This window comes from Actinoalloteichus spitiensis RMV-1378, from assembly GCF_000239155.1.
GTDB classification, from domain to species: Bacteria; Actinomycetota; Actinomycetes; order Mycobacteriales; family Pseudonocardiaceae; genus Actinoalloteichus_B; species Actinoalloteichus_B spitiensis.
On sequence record NZ_AGVX02000838.1, the window covers coordinates 1 to 15,201 of the forward strand.

Consider the following 15,201-nt stretch of genomic DNA (forward strand, 5'->3'; position numbering starts at 1 on the left):
CCACCGGTTCCTCCGCCGCCGGTGCCGTTCCAGTTGAGTCCGCCGCCGGGGGTGCCGCCGCTGTAGCCGGTGCCGCCTCCGGTGCCGCTGCCGCCGACGCTGGGTACGGAGGGGGCGCCGCTGGGGATTCCGTTCCCGATGGAGTCGGGGTTGGTGGTTCCCTTGGCGGAGTAGGTGGTGCTGGGGACTTCCTCGAAGGAGGGCACGGACATCAGAACGTTGTTGGTTTCGTTCTGGTAGGTCTGCATGACCTCGCGGGCAGCCTCGTTCTCCGCTTCGTAGGCTTCCATGCGGTCGCCGTGTCCGGTCCAGTTGGAGGGGAGGATGACCTCGAAGCCCTCCTTCTTCGGCTCGTCCCGCCCCTCAGGGATGCTGTGGACCGCTGAATTCCGGTGCATGCCCTGGGTGGAAATGCTCTGGCCGATGGACTGCGCCTGGTCCTTTGCCTGCTCGGTGTAGGTGACCAGCGGTAGGGTGGCGGCTCGCGATGTTTCTGCTGCCTCCCCTTGGTGAGCGTCGGCTGCACGGGCCATGGCACCCTTGATGAAGTTCGCCAGGTCGCCGAAGGTCGTGCCGATGTTCTGCCAGGACATGGAGGCTTGAGACTGGTCGCCGCCGTAGCCTTCACCATTGATTTCAGTGTGCAGCTGCTTTGCGGTCTTCCCGCCAAAGTGCTCACACGTGGTTTCGAGGTGCATGCCTACTGCTCCTGTGCTGCGGGAGGAAGCTCGTTGATAATTGCCAGGGCGACCTCGGTTGCGTTTTGGCAAGCGTCGTCAGCCGGACCTGTCACGGTGTCGACTAGAAGCACCTGGTCATCGGCAACACCCACGAAGAGCGGACAGCGTGCTGGATCGTCGGTGTCGTTGGTGTGTACTGCCGGGTACTCGCCGACCGTCCGAGGCTCGAACACGGGATAGTGCGAGTAATTCGCGTATATGGTCGACAGGCCGTCTGGCACCGAGGACGTGTACAGGGTGACGGAGCCGATGTCGTTACTGGCCCAACGGCACATGTCAAGAGGTGCCTCGTCAAGTGAGTGGTTCGGGCGAAGCTCTTTGGAGCCGGGGTCGTACCCAACGCTGGACGCGGCGGCGTCAGACATCAGATCACACGGTTCGAGGCCGGACGCGTCAACGGGTGCCGGGACCGGCGGTGCGAGCTGGTCCCGCTGTTCCTCCGCCTCCGATGTTTCTGTCGGCGCCGAGCTAGTTGCTACGGGCGTCTCGTTAGCACTGTCCGTACTGTCGTCGGTGTTGTTGGCGGCGCATGCCGTGAGGAGCAGTGCGAGAGGCGTCAGAAGTCCGAAGCCGATCTTAAGATGGCGGGACGTCATAGTGGTCGTGACTCCTTGGTTTAGACCGGGATATAGCCGCCGGCTGCTCCTCGGGCCTGAGCGGCCGCAGCAGCGATCTCCTGATAAGTGGGAGAGTTCTTGAAGGACGTGATTTCACCGTCGTACTCGGGCAGCGTGGCGGTGTCCTCGAGATTGAGGTACTCGGCCAACATGCCTTCGAAGTGATGGATCGTCTGCATGAGCTCGTCGCGCAGCTGCATCGCGGTGCGGCCGAGGGAGCCGGCTTCAGGTGAGGCTGCGAGCTTCCAGAACTGGTCACCCGCGTTCAAGCTGATCGCATCAGCCCCCCGGGAGGGCCTGTCCAGGCCCATTCGAGTAGCGACCACCTGCAGGTCGAGCACGCAGTCCAGCGCTTCCTTCAGTTCCGCGATGGCCCGAGGCAGGGCCTCCGGGTCCACTTCGTAGCTGCCGCTCACGGCGGTTCCTCCCCCAGGAGATCGTCAACCAACAGCACATCGTGCGGGCGCCCGAGGCTGCTCGGACCTCTCGCTGGCCCGTACGCCCCCTCGCGTCAGGCACTTGGCGGCACCGCCGGGCCAACAGCACGGTAGCAGCGTCACCGGTCGTCACGGCGTGAAACGGGCCAAGCTGCCGCGTCCTGCGGGAGAGCCCGGGCGGAGCCTCCGCACGATGTATGACGCCTGCGGGTCTGCCAGGGTTCCCGTGTGCGAAGGACACGATCAGGTAACGGGCCTTCGGAAGAGAGGTATCTGTTGGGCCGGGAGTGGATCCACACCGTAGGGCACCGGTCACCTGCCCCTGGCGGCGTCCCTGTCCTCGCGTGAGGTGGTGATGAGGCGGGCAGTGGTATTCGATGCACGTCACCCGGTTATCGAGATGGCCGCGGGTGGCGAGGCGGTGAGCCACGTCCCCGGGGGTACGTACCGACGGGGAACGGGCGGTCGGATCGTGTGATCCGACCGCCCGTGCCCGGTCAGGTGGTCGCGCTGGTCAGGGCGTCAGTCGGCGAAGGCCGCGGCCATAATCTCGGCTTGCTCGACCTCGTGGACCTTGGGCGATCCGGAGGACGGGGCGGCCATGGCGCGCCGCGACACGCGGCGCAGGCCCCGGAGGCGTTCGGGCAGCAGGTCCGGGAGGTGCAGACCCAGGAACGGCCAGGCCCCCTGGTTGGCTGGTTCCTCCTGCACCCAGCGGATGTCGGTGGCGTTCGGGTAGCGCTCCAGCATCGCCGCCAGCTTCCGCTTGGGCACCGGGTAGAACTGCTCCAACCGCACGATCGCCGTGTCGTCCACCCCGCGCTTGACCCGCTCGTTGTGCAGCTCGTAGGAGATCTTCCCGCTGCACAGCAGCAGCCGGCGCACCGAGTTCGGGTCGCTCACCGTCGGGTCGTCCAGCACGGACTGGAACTTCCCGCCGGTGAAGTCCGACACGGGGCTGACCGCGGCCTTGAGCCGCAGCAGCTGCTTGGGGGTGAACACCACCAGGGGGCGGTTCACGCCGTCGAGGGCGTGCCGCCGCAGCAGGTGGAAGTAGTTCGCGGGTGTCGAGGGCATCGACACCGTCATCGACCCCTCAGCGCACAGCTGCAGGAACCGCTCGATGCGGCCCGAGGTGTGGTCCGGTCCCTGGCCCTCGTGGCCGTGCGGGAGCAGCAGCACCACGTCGGCCCGCTGACCCCACTTGGCCTCACCGGAGGAGATGAACTCGTCGATGATGGACTGCGCGCCGTTGACGAAGTCACCGAACTGGGCCTCCCAGAGCACGAGGGCGTCCGGGTTGGCCACCGAGTAGCCGTACTCGAAGCCGAGCGCGGCGAACTCGGACAGCGCCGAGTCGTACACCATGAAGCGCCCCTGGTCCTCGGAGAGGTTCTGGAGCGGCGTGTACTCGTTGCCGGTCTTCCGGTCGATCACGACGGCGTGCCGTTGCACGAAGGTGCCGCGCCGGGAGTCCTGCCCGGCCAGCCGCACGTCGCGGCCCTCCATGGTCAACGAGCCGAACGCGAGCAGCTCGGCGAAGGCCCAGTCGACGTTGCCCTCGCGGCTCATCTTCTCCCGCCGCTCCAGCACCGGCTTGACGCGGGGGTGCGGTGTGAAGCCCTCGGGCAGGTTGACGTGGGCGTCGGCGATGCGGCGGACGACCTCCTCCGGGACCCCGGTGTCCAGCTTGGTCGGCACGACCTGCTCGGACTCCACGGAGGGGCTGGGCGCCGGTGGGTGCTTCTCCAGCTCACGCACCTCGTTGAAGACGTACTCGAGTTGGCTCGCGTAGTCCCGCAGGGCCTTCTCGGCGTCCTCGACGGAGATGTCGCCCCGGCCGATGAGGGATTCCGTGTAGGTCTTGCGGACGCTGCGCATGGTGTCGATGACGTCGTACATCTTCGGCTGGGTCATCGACGGGTCGTCACCCTCGTTGTGCCCGCGCCGGCGGTAGCACAGCATGTCGATGACGACGTCCTTGCCGAAGGCCTGCCGGTACTCGACGGCCAGCCGGGCCACCCAGACGCACGCCTCGGGGTCGTCGCCGTTGACGTGGAAGACCGGTGCCCCGATCATCTTGGCGACGTCCGTGGAGTACTTGCTGGACCGCGAGTGCTCCGGGGCCGTGGTGAACCCCACCTGGTTGTTGATGATGAGGTGCACGGTGCCGCCGGTGCGGTAGCCGCGCAGCAGCGACAGGTTCAGCGTCTCGGCGACGACACCCTGCCCGGCGAACGCCGCGTCACCGTGCAGCAGCACGGGGAGCACGGTGAAGCCCTGCTCGCCCTTGTCGATGCGGTCCTGCTTCGCCCGGACGATGCCCTCGAGCACCGGGTTGACCGCCTCCAGGTGGGAGGGGTTGGAGGTGAGGGACACGGTGGTCTCACCGTCGCCGAACATCCGGAAGTACTTGCCCTCGGCGCCGAGGTGGTACTTCACGTCACCGGAACCGTGTGCCTGCCCCGGGTCGAGGTTGCCCTCGAACTCCCGGAAGATCTGGGCGATGGGCTTGCCGACGACGTTGGCCAGCACGTTGAGACGGCCGCGGTGCGGCATCCCGATGACGACCTCGTCCAGCTCGTACTCGGCGGCCGTGTCCAGGACCGTGTCGAGCAGCGGGATCGTCGTCTCGCTGCCCTCCAGCGAGAACCGCTTCTGCCCGACGTACTTGGTCTGGAGGAAGGTCTCGAACGCCTCGGCGGCGTTGAGCTTGGACAGGATGTACTTCTGCTGGGCGGGGTCCGGCTTGGTGTGGGGGACCTCGACGCGCTTCTCCAGCCAGTCGCGTTCGTCGGGCTCCAGGATGTGCATGTACTCCACGCCGACGGTGCGGCAGTAGGAGTCGCGGAGCACGCCGAGGACGTCCCGCAGCTTCATCCGCTCCTTGCCGGCGAAACCACCGACGGCGAACTCCCGGTCCAGGTCCCACAACGTCAACCCGTGCGACAGGATGTCCAGGTCGGGGTGCTTGCGCTGCCGGTAGTTCAGCGGATCGGTGTTGGCCATCAGGTGGCCGCGCGTCCGGTAGGCGTGGATCAGTTCCAGTACCCGGGCCGTCTTGTCGACCGAGCCCTCTGGGATGTCGCTGACCCAGCGGACCGGCTCGTAGGGCAGCCGGAGCGCGGTGAAGATGTCGTCGTAGAAGCCGTCCTCGCCCAGCAGGAGCTGGTGCACCCGCCGCAGGAAGTCCCCGGACTCCGCACCCTGGATGATCCGGTGGTCGTAGGTGGAGGTCAGCGTGATGATCTTGCCGATGCCCAGGTCGACGAGCGCCTTGCTGCTGCTGCCCTGGAACTCCGCCGGGTACTCCATGGCGCCCACCCCGATGATGGCGCCCTGGCCGGCGGTGAGCCGAGGCACCGAGTGGTTGGTGCCGATCGTGCCCGGGTTGGTCAGCGAGATCGTGGTCCCGGAGAAGTCGTCCGCCTTCAGCGAACCGGTCCGGGCCTTGCGGATCAGCTCCTCGTAGGCCTGCCAGAACTGGAGGAAGTTGGTGCCCTCGCAGTTCTTGATCGAGGCGACCACCAGGGAGCGGGAGCCGTCCTTGCCGGGCAGGTCGATCGCCAGGCCCAGGTTCACGTGCTCCGGCGTCACCACGTGCGGCTTGCCGTCGACCTCGGCGAAGTAGCGGTTCATGTTCGGGAAGCTCTCGAGCGCCCGAACGATCGCGTACCCGATCAGGTGGGTGAAGGAGACCTTGCCGCCGCGGGACCGCTTGAGGTGGTTGTTGATGACGATGCGGTTGTCCGCGAGCAGCTTCGCCGGTACGGCCCGCACGCTGGTGGCGGTGGGAACCGTCAGCGACTGCTGCATGTTCTTGGCGATGGCGGCGGCGGCGCCGCGCAGTGTCCTGCGCTCCTCCTCCTTCTTCTTCGCGGGCTTCGCGGGAGCGGCGCTCGCCGCGTCCTTCGGCGAGGGCTTCGCGGCCGGGCGGGCCGTGCTCCTGGTGGGGGAGGGGGCGGCCGAGCCGGCCGCGTCGCTGCTGCTCTTCGTCGTCTGCTGCACTGTCTTCTTGCCGTTGCGTGGGTGGTCGCCGCTGGCGCCGGCGGTGGCGGAGCCACCCTTGGGTGCCGGGGCGGCGCTGGAGTTCTTGCTGGTCAGCGTGCTCGACGTGCCGTCGGTCGCCCCCGTTTCGCCCTGGGCGCCGCTGTTCTGCGTTGGCTTGTAGTCGGCGAAGAAATCGTGCCAGGCGGGGTCAACTGATGACGGGTTGGCGAGGAACTGCTCGTACATCTCCTCGACCAACCACTCGTTAGGGCCGAACTGTGACGCAGGACTGCTGCTGGACACGGCTCCCGTTCGCCTCGATCCATCTGCTCGGGGTTACAGACACTATTTCTAGGCTAATCCTTCGCGGCGAATGGTTGTGACGAGACCACGGGGTCAGCCGGTCAGATGACGTTCCTGATCGATCACTGAATCGATACTGTCACCCAGGTTACGCGTGGCTGACCACAGCCGGTAGTAGTAGCCGCGCCGTTCCAGCAGCTCCTGGTGGGGGCCGACCTCCACGATGCGGCCGGCGTCGAGCACGACGATCCGGTCCGCCCTCGCCGCCGTGGCGAGCCGGTGGGCCACCACGAAGGTGGTCCGACCCGCGGAGACGTGGCCGCTGGCGGCCAGCACGGCCGCCTCGGTCGCCGGATCGAGCGCGGCGGTCGCCTCGTCGAGCAGCAGGATGTCGGGATCCACCAGTTCCGTCCTGGCCAGTCCGACGAGTTGTCGCTGACCAGCGGACAGCTGGTTGCCCCGCTCGCCCACCTGCTGGTGGAACCCGGACGGCAGCCCGCCGACCATCGCGGTGGCCCCCACCGCCGCCGTCGCCCGTTCCACCTCCGCGCGGCTGGCGGCCGGGCGTCCGTAGCGGATGTTGTCGGCCACGTCGCCGGAGAACAGGTGGGCTTCCTGGGGCACCACACCGAGCCGGGCGCGGAACCCCGCCAGGTCGTAGTCGCGGACATCCACCCCGTCGACCAGGACGTTCCCCTCCTGCGGTTCGTAGAAGCGGGCGAGGAGCTTCACGAGGGTCGACTTCCCGGCGCCGGTGGCGCCGACCAGCGCGACGGTCTCGCCCGGTGCCACCCGGAGCGAGACCTCGGACAGCGCCGCGGTGGAGGCCCCCGGATAGGTGAAGCTGACGTCGCTGAACTCGACCAGGCCGGTCAGCCGGCCCCGCACGGGCACCGGGTCGGCGGCCGGCACGATCGACGTCGGGGTGCGCAGCAGCCCGGCGATGCGGCGCAGACCGACCCTGGCCTGCTGGTACCCGTCGAACACCGTGGACAACTGCTGGATGGGCGAGAAGAAGAGCCGCAGGTACAGGCTGAAGGCCAACAGCACGCCGGCGGACAGGCCGCCGCCGGCGACGCGGAAGGCACCGACCGCGAGGACGGCGGCCTGGGCGAGTTCGGAGAGCAACGCGATGAACGGGAAGTAGGTGGCGATGTACCGCTGGGCGCGCAACCGTGACCTGCGGTAGGCGTCGCTGCGGGTCGCGAACACCGCCGCGGACCGCTTCTCCCTGGTGAAGGACTGCGCGACGCGCACGCCGGACAGGTTCTCCTGGAAGTCCGCGTTGACCGCGCTGATCCGTTCCCGCGCCTCCGAGTACGCGGCGGAGGACAGACGGCGGAACACCAGGGTCGCCAGGACCAGCACCGGGATGGGCAGCAGCGCGACCACGGCGAGCGACAGGTCGGTCAGCAGGAGCGCGACCGTGATGCCGACGAGGGTGAACAGGCTGACGACCGCGGTCGCGAGCCCGGTCTGGAGGAAGGTGGACAGGGCGTCGACGTCGGTGGTCATCCGCGTCATGATCCGCCCGGCCAGCTCGCGTTCGTAGAAGTCGAGCCCCAACCGTTGGAGGTGCGAGAAGCTGCGGACGCGCAACAGGTAGAGCAGGGTCTCGCCGGCTCTCGCGGCCACCACCGTCTGAAGGGCGACCGCCAACAACGACACCACGACCACGGCGGCGCCGGCGACCGTCGCGACGAGGAGCGCACCGCCGTCGCCCCGCCCGACACCGGAGTCCACGCCGTGCCGGACCAGGGTGGGGAGCGCGAGTCCGGTGAGGGCGTCGAGGGCGACCGCGACCACGGCCAGCGCCAGCGGCCACGCCACGACGCGGAGTTGGCGGCGGAACCGGAAGTCCGGATCGGGGGCGCGGGCGTCCACGCCGCCGAGATCGGGCACGTCCGCCGCCGGGGGGAGCGCCGCGACCCGGGCGGCCAGGTCCGGGTCCGCGCCCAACTCGGGAGGGCGCGTCGTCCCGTCCTCGGCGGGGATTTCCGGCCACAGGTCCCGTTCCCGCTGGTCGGTCTCCGGCCCGGCCTCCGTGCCGTTCCCGGCGTCCTCGATCTCCTCACCTGGGCCGGCGAGGAGCCGGCGGAACAACGGGCACCGCTCGTTCAGCTCGGATTCGGTGCCGACGTCGACGACCCTGCCCCGGTCCAGGACCGCGATGCGGTCCGCGAGGGAGAGGGTGGACCGGCGGTGTGCCACCAACAGGGTGGTGCGGCCGTGGGTGATCGAGCGGAGCGTGGCGTGGATCGCGGCTTCCGTGACGGGGTCCACGGCCGATGTCGCGTCGTCCAGCACCAGCACTCTCGGGTCCGTGAGCAGTGCCCTGGCCAGGGCGATCCGCTGCCGTTGCCCACCCGAGAGCGACATCCCCCGTTCGCCGACCACCGTGTCGTACCCGTCCGGGAGCCGTTCGATGAACTCGGCGGCCTCCGCCGCCGCGGCCGCCGCCCTGATCTCCGCCTCCGTCGCCTCCGGTCGTCCGTAGGCGATGTTGGCGCGCACGGTGTCGGAGAAGAGGAACGCCTCCTCGAAGGCGACCCCGACCGCCCCGCGCAACGAGTCCAGACGCAGGTCGCGGACGTCGACGAGGGCGTCCTCGCCGCCGACCCGCACCGACCCGGTATGGACGTCGTAGAAGCGGGGGAGCAGCAGCGCGACCGTGGACTTGCCCGAGCCCGCGGCTCCGACCAGGGCGACGGTCTCACCGGGTGCCACCCGCAGGCTCACGTCGTCGAGCACCCGTTCCCGCCGGACGTAGCCGAATCCGACACCGCGGAGTTCCACGGCCAGCGGCCCGTCCGGCAGCGCCACCGCCCCCTCGGACTCCCGCACCTCCGGTTGGGAGTCGATCAGTTCGTTGACCCGTTCCGCGCTCGCCCTGGCCAGCTGCGCACTGACCAGCATGTTGGTGAGCATGCGCGCCGGGCCGACGAGCATGGCGACGTAGGTGGCGAAGGCCAGGAAGGTGCCGAGGCTGATCTCGCCGCGCAGCGCCAGCCAACCGCCGAGGCCGAGCACCCCCACCTGGCCGGCGACGGGCAGCGCGGACAGCAAGGAGCTGGGCCACGCGGTGAGGCGCGCCGCCCGCAGCCGCTCACCGAACAGCTTCCTCGCGCTGTCCTCCAGCCGCCCGATCTCCCGGTCCTCCTGCCCGAAGCCCTTGACCACCCGGACGCCGGTCACGGCCTCCTCCACGTGACCGGCGACCTCGCCCGCCCGCTGCTGCGCTGCCCAGGTCGCCGGGTAGAGGACGAGCCGGCTGCGCAGGGCGGTCAGCGCGGCGAGCGGCAGCACCACCAGCGCGATCAGCGTCAGCGGCGCGGACAGCCAGAACATGGCGGCCAGTGAGAACAGGGCGAGGACGGCGCTGCCGGCGGAGAAGGGGGCCATCGCCAGCAGCGTCTGGATGACCTGGAGGTCGCTGATCGCGCGGGACACCACCTGGCCGGTGCGCATCGTGTCCTGCTTGCCCCCGTCGAAGCGGCTGACCGCGGCGAACACGGCTTGGCGCAGGTCGTGTTGGACATCGACCGAGAGCCGTCCCGCCTCGTAGCGCCGGACGAACGCCATCCCGAACCGGACCAGGGCCAGGACGACGAGGAGACCCACCAGCAGGCCGATCCCCTGGGTGCTGCCCTCCACGGCTCGGTCGACGACGACCCTGGTGAGCAGTGGGGCGGCCGCCTCGAGCCCAACCCCGAGCACCGACGCGCCGAAGGCCAGCAGCACCGTCCTGCGGTGGCGCCAGCTCGCCGAGGCGAGGCGCCGCAGCCAGCCGCCGCCGGCCGGGGGTGGGGCGGGCGCGTCGGCGGACCGCGCCCCGCGGTCGGAGCCGGGGGTGTCCGCGGAAGAGGAACGGGAGGAACCGGAGGAGCTGGCGGCCGGTCTGGCGTCGGGGCTCGGGGGAGGGCTGTCAGGCACGTGGTCAGGCTAGGCCTTTCCCGGGGCACCGCATCCGCTGCGCGCTGGGGGACGCCGACGTTGCGCCGGCCCGTGGGGCGGGTGTCCGGGTGCCGGTGTGCCGCCGACCAGGATTCGCGCTGGAGGCCGTGGGTGTCGGCGGTCTGCGCCCGGGCGTGTGGACCACCGCCCAGCGGGCAGCGTGCCGACGCCGTCGGAGCCGGGCGCAACGGGCCGGAGCGGCCCCGGCTCGGTGGTGTGGCAGGTGTTCACCCACTCGTGCGGGCCGTGCCGGGGCACGGCCCGCACCGGGTGAGGGAGCTCCCCGGGCCGGGAGGACGGGTCGACGGGGCCCGGGTGGCGCGGACCGCCGGCCCCGTCGCGACGGGGCCGCGGTCGACTCGTCAGGTGACGTCGCGCTTCTGGTTGAGCAGCCATCCGAGCAGGACGAACAGCGCCGTCCACCCGAGGAAGGCCAGGCCGCTGAGCCACCAGTCGTTGAACTGCCCGCTGAGGCCGGCGCTTTCCAGGTCGGCGCGCACCTCTGGCGGGAGGTCGACGGTCCCGGCGTGCGCGCTGACCACGGAGAACAGCTGGGACATCGCCAGGCCGAGCAGGGCGAAACTGCCGGAACCGTTCGGCAGGTACGGGCTGACCGCGCTGCTGCCCAGCTCGGAGAACAGGCTGACCAGGATGCTCTCACCGAGGAGCGTGTAGATCGGGATGATGAGGACGACGCCGACCTGGTTGCCCAGGAGTGCGCCGAAACCCACGCCCAGCAGCGTCCAGAGCACCATCAGGGCGATGCTGACCAGGCACAGCAGCAGCCAGTCACCCACGGCGGGGAAGCCGTCGCCGTAACCGACGAAGGCGCCGAGCGAACCCGTGATGGCGCAGACCACGCCGTAGAAGGCGCCCACCGCCGCGCAGCTGACGAGCTTCGCCCCGAGCACCGCTGCCCGGGAGTCGGCGGTCAGGAACGTGGTGGTGATGGTCTTGTGCCGCAGTTCCCCGGACATCGACAGACCACCGAAGATCGCGCCGAAGACCGTGGCCAGGTTGAAGCCCGCCGCGTACATCAGCCCGGCGACCGGGACGGAGCCGCCGCCGAACTCGGCCGCGCTGCCCGCGACGGAACCGACGGCCCCGCCGAACCAGGCGAGGAAGAAGGTGAACAGTGCGGCGGGGATCAGCAGCGCCCACCACAGGTTCACGGTGAGGATCTTGCGGAACTCGGAGGTGATGAGCCGGCCCATCAGGCGTTTCCTCCCTGGTTGCCCTCGGAGGAGTCCCCGCCGGGCGGTTGCTGGTCCGGGCGAGCCTGGTCACCGGTGGGTGGTGGCTGGTAGCCGGGGGGCGGCTGGTAGCCCGGTGGCTGGTACCCGGGCGGTGGCTGGTAGCCGGCCGGTGGTTGCTGGTACCCGGGCGGCGGCTGCTGGTACCCGGGCGGGGGCTGGTAGCCGGCGGGTGGTTGCTGGTAGCCGGCGGGTGGTACCGGGGGGCTGCCGAAACCGCCGGGTTGCCCCGGTCCGGGTGGCTGCTGGGTGTAGAGGTTCTGCTGCGCCCCGCCGTACTGGCCGCTGGTGAGGTGGAAGAAGATCTCCTCGAGGTCCGCCTTGTCCTCCTGCATCCCGTAGACCGCGACGCCGGCGTCGCGGGCGATGTCGGCGACGCGCCTCGGGTCGACGCCGCCCATCACCGCGAGCGTCCCGTCCGGCGTGGTCTCCAGGTTGGTGAGGTCAGCGGCCCGGAGCGCCTCCACCAGCTTGGCGGCATCGTCCGCCCGGACCAGCACGCGGCTGGGGCGGGTGGCGCGCAGGTCGTCGAGCCCGCCGTGGTAGACGGTCTGGCCACGGCTGACGATGATGAGTTTGTCGACGGTCTGTTCGACCTCGCGGAGCTGGTGGCTGGAGACGAGCACGGTCCTGCCGGCGGCGGCGAAGGAACGCATGAAGCCCCGCAGCCAGGCGATGCCCTCGGGGTCCAGACCGTTCGCGGGCTCGTCGAGGACGAGGACCTGCGGGTCACCGAGCAGTGCGGTGGCCAGCGCCAGGCGTTGCCGCATGCCGAGGGAGAAGCCCCGGACGCCGCGGCGGGCGGCCACCCCGAGGCCCACCTGGTCGAGGGCCCGGTCGGCGGCCGAGTCGGGCAGCCCGATCGCCGCCGCGTAGCAGCGCAGGTGGTTCCGCGCGTTGCGGGTGGGGTGGAAGCTCTGGGCCTCGAGGACCGCGCCGACCACTCGGGCGGGGTTGGTGATGTCGTCGAAGCGGAGCCCGTTGATGGTGGCGATGCCCGCCGTGGGCGTCACCAGTCCCAACAGCATCCGCAGGGTGGTCGTCTTCCCGGACCCGTTGGGGCCAAGGAACCCGGTGACCGACCCGGGCTCCACGGTGAAGTCGAGGTTCTGCACCGCCGTGACAGGGCCGAACTGTTTCGTCAGGCCCTGCACAACGATCCGGCCTGTGCCGTCGTGCACGGATTCCTCCTCGTCGCCGCGCGGCTGAACGGGCTCATCCTGCCGTACGAAGGAGCTCCTGGGTGGCCGGTCGGGGGGACCGGGCCGGGAGTGGGGCGACGCGAGCACCGTCCGTGTCCGGGTGGTGTCGGGGAGGTGAGGCCGGTTGGCGCCGAACCGCCGGGGACGGGCACGTGCTCCGTCGTCCCCGGCAACGGTGTTCCCGTCCACCGGGGGCGGCGGTCGGCCTGCCCGGCGGACCGCCGGACGTCAGCGCGTGGTCTCGGCGGCCCGGACCGCGGCCCCGCGGTGTCACGTGTCCCGGTGCGCCGGGGACTGCCGGGCGGGGGCGTGCTCAGCCGTTCGGCGACAGGCGTCGCATCAGCCGCGACTGGCGTTCCATGACGTTCGCCCGGTGGATGCGGGCGCTGTCGGTCTCCAGGCGACCGCCCACCGGCGTGGCGGAGGAGGGGCCTTCCCCGAGGGTGGGAACCGCTCCCCGGTCGTGGACGGCCTCGGCGGCTTCCTGATCGCTGGTCGGCCAGGCCGGGGCGGCGGGGGAGGGGGCGGCGTCCCGTTCGGCGTGCCGGGGTGCCCCGGTTCCCGGGGGAGCGGAAGGAGCAGGGGCTGTCGTGGCCGGGTGTGCTGTCCCGTGGCTCGGGCCGGTGGCCGGCGGTGGTGTTCCCTTGGTCGACCCCCGTCCGAGGGAACCGAGGCGGCCCCGGCGCGGGCGCTGAGTCCCGCCTTCCCCGATGAGGTGGCGGTGGGCCATCAGCCACACCTTGCACGGCCAGCGGCGACGTCGCCAACCGCCCGGGCAGGCCCGACAGCGCCCGTCGTCGGCGGGTTGGTGCACGGTGAGCAGGAGCCGCCAGCCGTCGGCCAGGCGTTGGAGTTCCGCCCGGGCGAGGGGGAGCAGGGTGGTCGCGTCGTCATGCTCGGCGGCGCGGTCGAGCATCGCCAGGCGTTCCATCACCGCCTGGCGCAGCGCCTTCTCAGTCACGTTCATCTCCGTCGTGGTCCCTCGTGGTGACGGCGGCGTGGTCCAGCGACCGCCGTAGGGAGCGCGTCTGCTGGGTGGACAGCACCGCGCTCGCCCCGGGGGGTGCGACCAGGAGTACGTCCTGGTCCTCGACCAGCACGGTCACCGATCGGTCGCGGCCGAAGGGGTCGTGGCAGGCGATCAGCCAGCGTCGTCCCTCGGGTGGCCGCCCGGCCTCGTCCGTCTGCCCGTGACGGAGGGGCCGCGCGGTGTGCGACGGGTGAGCTGTCGGGTCGACCGAGGCGTTCACTGAGCAGTCATCGGCTACGAGATGAAAATGATTCAGTCTTCTGGTGGAGGTTCACTCGATTGGGCGCTCTCGGATGGGCTAAAGGTTGGTAGTCGGGTGATCTTCTCCAGATACACCGCGACCTGGTCAACACAAGCCGTACCGAGCGACTAGACTCGAGGGTGGCGGCCCGCTCCCGGTGACCCCCAGGCCGGTTGAGCGGGCCGCCCCTGTACCCAGGGCGCGCCGTGACCCTGTCGCGGCGGGGGCCTGCCCGTGCGGCCACGGCGTACCCCACCTCCGGTCAGCCGGCCAACACGCGTTCCGGATCGACCCACTCCAGCCCGTGCGCCTCAGCCACCGGCCGGTTGGTCAACGCGCCCTCGTGCGTGTTCAGCCCGTGCGCCAGGGCGGGGTCCCGTCGTGCCGCCCCCCGCCACCCGTGCTCCGCCAGTGCCACGACGTGGGGCAGCGTGACGTTGGTGAGCGCGTGGGTGGAGGTGTGGGGGACGGCCCCCGGCATGTTGGCCACGCAGTAGAAGACCGCCTCGTGCACCCGGAACGTCGGGTCGTCGTGGGTCGTCAGCCGGGAGTCGGCGAAACACCCGCCCTGGTCGATCGAGATGTCCACCAGCACCGAACCCGGCCGCATCCGCGCCACCAGGTCGTTGTCGACCAGTTTCGGGGCCTTCGCGCCCGGCACCAGCACGGCGCCGATGACGAGGTCGGCGGACAGCACCGACCGTTCCAGCGTGTACCGGTTCGAGGAGATCGTGCGGAGCCCACCCCGGAACTCGCGGTCGATGGCCCGCAGCCTGTCGACCCTGGTGTCGAGCAGTTCGACGTCGGCCCGCATCCCGAGCGCGATGGAGGCCGCGCTCAGCCCGGCGACACCGGCGCCGATGACGGTCACCTTCGCCGGGGGGACGCCGGGAACACCGCTGGGGAGGACGCCCCGACCCCCCGCTGGTCGCAACATCGCCCCGACCGCCACCATCGGGGCGAGCCGGCCGGCCACCTCCGACATGGGCGCGAGCAGCGGCAACGTTCCGTCAGGGGCCTGCACGGTCTCGTAGGCGATGCCGGTCACGCCGCTCTCCACCATCGCGGTGGTGAGCTCCCTGCTGCTGGCCAGGTGCAGGTAGGTGAAGAGCATCTGCCCGGCCCGCAACAGCGGGTACTCGGACGGAACGGGTTCCTTGACCTTGAGGACCAGGTCACCGCTGGCCCACACGTCCTCCGCGGTGTCGAGGATCTTGGCGCCCGCGGCGTGGTACTCGGCGTCGCTGATCGCGGAGCCCTGGCCGGCTCCGGTCTCCACCAGCACGTCGTGACCCAGCCCGGTGAGTTCGAGCACACCGGCCGGGGTGAGCGCGACCCGGTACTCGTTGTTCTTCACTTCGCGGGGAACGGCGATCTTCACGGTCTTTCCTTCCGTCGGGTGGCGGTGGGTCGGCGGGCGGCGACCGGTCGCCC

At 70.4% G+C, this 15,201-nt stretch carries 10 protein-coding genes; all 10 read right to left on the reverse strand.

Annotated elements, in window-relative coordinates:
- On the reverse strand, window positions 1-698 hold a 698-nt coding region (locus tag ACTIDRAF_RS31485), incomplete at its 3' end, for a hypothetical protein (RefSeq protein WP_157163290.1).
- A gap of 2 nt (window positions 699-700) precedes the next feature.
- Window positions 701-1,336 (reverse strand): DUF3558 domain-containing protein, encoded by a 636-nt coding sequence (locus ACTIDRAF_RS33270; protein WP_083886733.1) that lies wholly within the window; start codon window positions 1,334-1,336, stop codon window positions 701-703.
- A 20-nt stretch (window positions 1,337-1,356) separates the two neighbouring features.
- On the reverse strand, window positions 1,357-1,773 hold the full coding sequence (locus ACTIDRAF_RS0225820; protein WP_016701527.1) for a hypothetical protein: 417 nt from the start codon (window positions 1,771-1,773) through the stop codon (window positions 1,357-1,359).
- A gap of 543 nt (window positions 1,774-2,316) precedes the next feature.
- Entirely contained in the window at window positions 2,317-6,087 is a 3,771-nt protein-coding gene (locus ACTIDRAF_RS0225825; RefSeq protein ID WP_083886735.1) for a multifunctional oxoglutarate decarboxylase/oxoglutarate dehydrogenase thiamine pyrophosphate-binding subunit/dihydrolipoyllysine-residue succinyltransferase subunit, read from the reverse strand.
- A gap of 93 nt (window positions 6,088-6,180) precedes the next feature.
- Window positions 6,181-9,870: an ABC transporter ATP-binding protein gene (locus tag ACTIDRAF_RS0225835; protein WP_157163291.1), complete on the reverse strand. Its 3,690-nt coding sequence runs from the start codon at window positions 9,868-9,870 to the stop codon at window positions 6,181-6,183.
- A 533-nt stretch (window positions 9,871-10,403) separates the two neighbouring features.
- A complete protein-coding gene (locus ACTIDRAF_RS0225840; protein WP_016701531.1) occupies window positions 10,404-11,255 on the reverse strand; it encodes an ABC transporter permease subunit in 852 nt (283 codons plus the stop codon).
- A complete protein-coding gene (locus ACTIDRAF_RS0225845) occupies window positions 11,255-12,475 on the reverse strand; it encodes an ATP-binding cassette domain-containing protein (protein ID WP_016701532.1) in 1,221 nt (406 codons plus the stop codon). Before ACTIDRAF_RS0225845 ends, ACTIDRAF_RS0225840 begins: the two co-directional genes overlap by 1 nt.
- 334 nt (window positions 12,476-12,809) lie before the next feature.
- Window positions 12,810-13,463, reverse strand: coding sequence for a hypothetical protein (locus ACTIDRAF_RS34675; RefSeq protein ID WP_211215432.1), 654 nt, complete (start codon window positions 13,461-13,463; stop codon window positions 12,810-12,812).
- Complete coding sequence (locus tag ACTIDRAF_RS32310; protein WP_016701534.1) at window positions 13,450-13,746, reverse strand: hypothetical protein; 297 nt, start codon at window positions 13,744-13,746, stop codon at window positions 13,450-13,452. Before ACTIDRAF_RS32310 ends, ACTIDRAF_RS34675 begins: the two co-directional genes overlap by 14 nt.
- A 283-nt stretch (window positions 13,747-14,029) precedes the next feature.
- Window positions 14,030-15,148 carry an alanine dehydrogenase gene (gene ald / locus ACTIDRAF_RS0225860; protein ID WP_016701535.1) on the reverse strand — a complete coding sequence of 373 codons (1,119 nt, stop codon included), beginning with the start codon at window positions 15,146-15,148 and terminating at the stop codon, window positions 14,030-14,032.
- Between the last annotated feature and the right edge of the window lie 53 nt (window positions 15,149-15,201).

What these genes read in the sequence shown, in the direction of transcription:
- ACTIDRAF_RS33270 (WP_083886733.1), bottom strand. Translation starts at nt 1,336, where the DNA reads ATGACGTCCCGCCATCTTAAGATCGGCTTCGGACTTCTGACGCCTCTC.
- ACTIDRAF_RS0225840 (WP_016701531.1), bottom strand. Translation starts at nt 11,255, where the DNA reads ATGGGCCGGCTCATCACCTCCGAGTTCCGCAAGATCCTCACCGTGAAC.
- ACTIDRAF_RS34675 (WP_211215432.1), bottom strand. Translation starts at nt 13,463, where the DNA reads ATGAACGTGACTGAGAAGGCGCTGCGCCAGGCGGTGATGGAACGCCTG.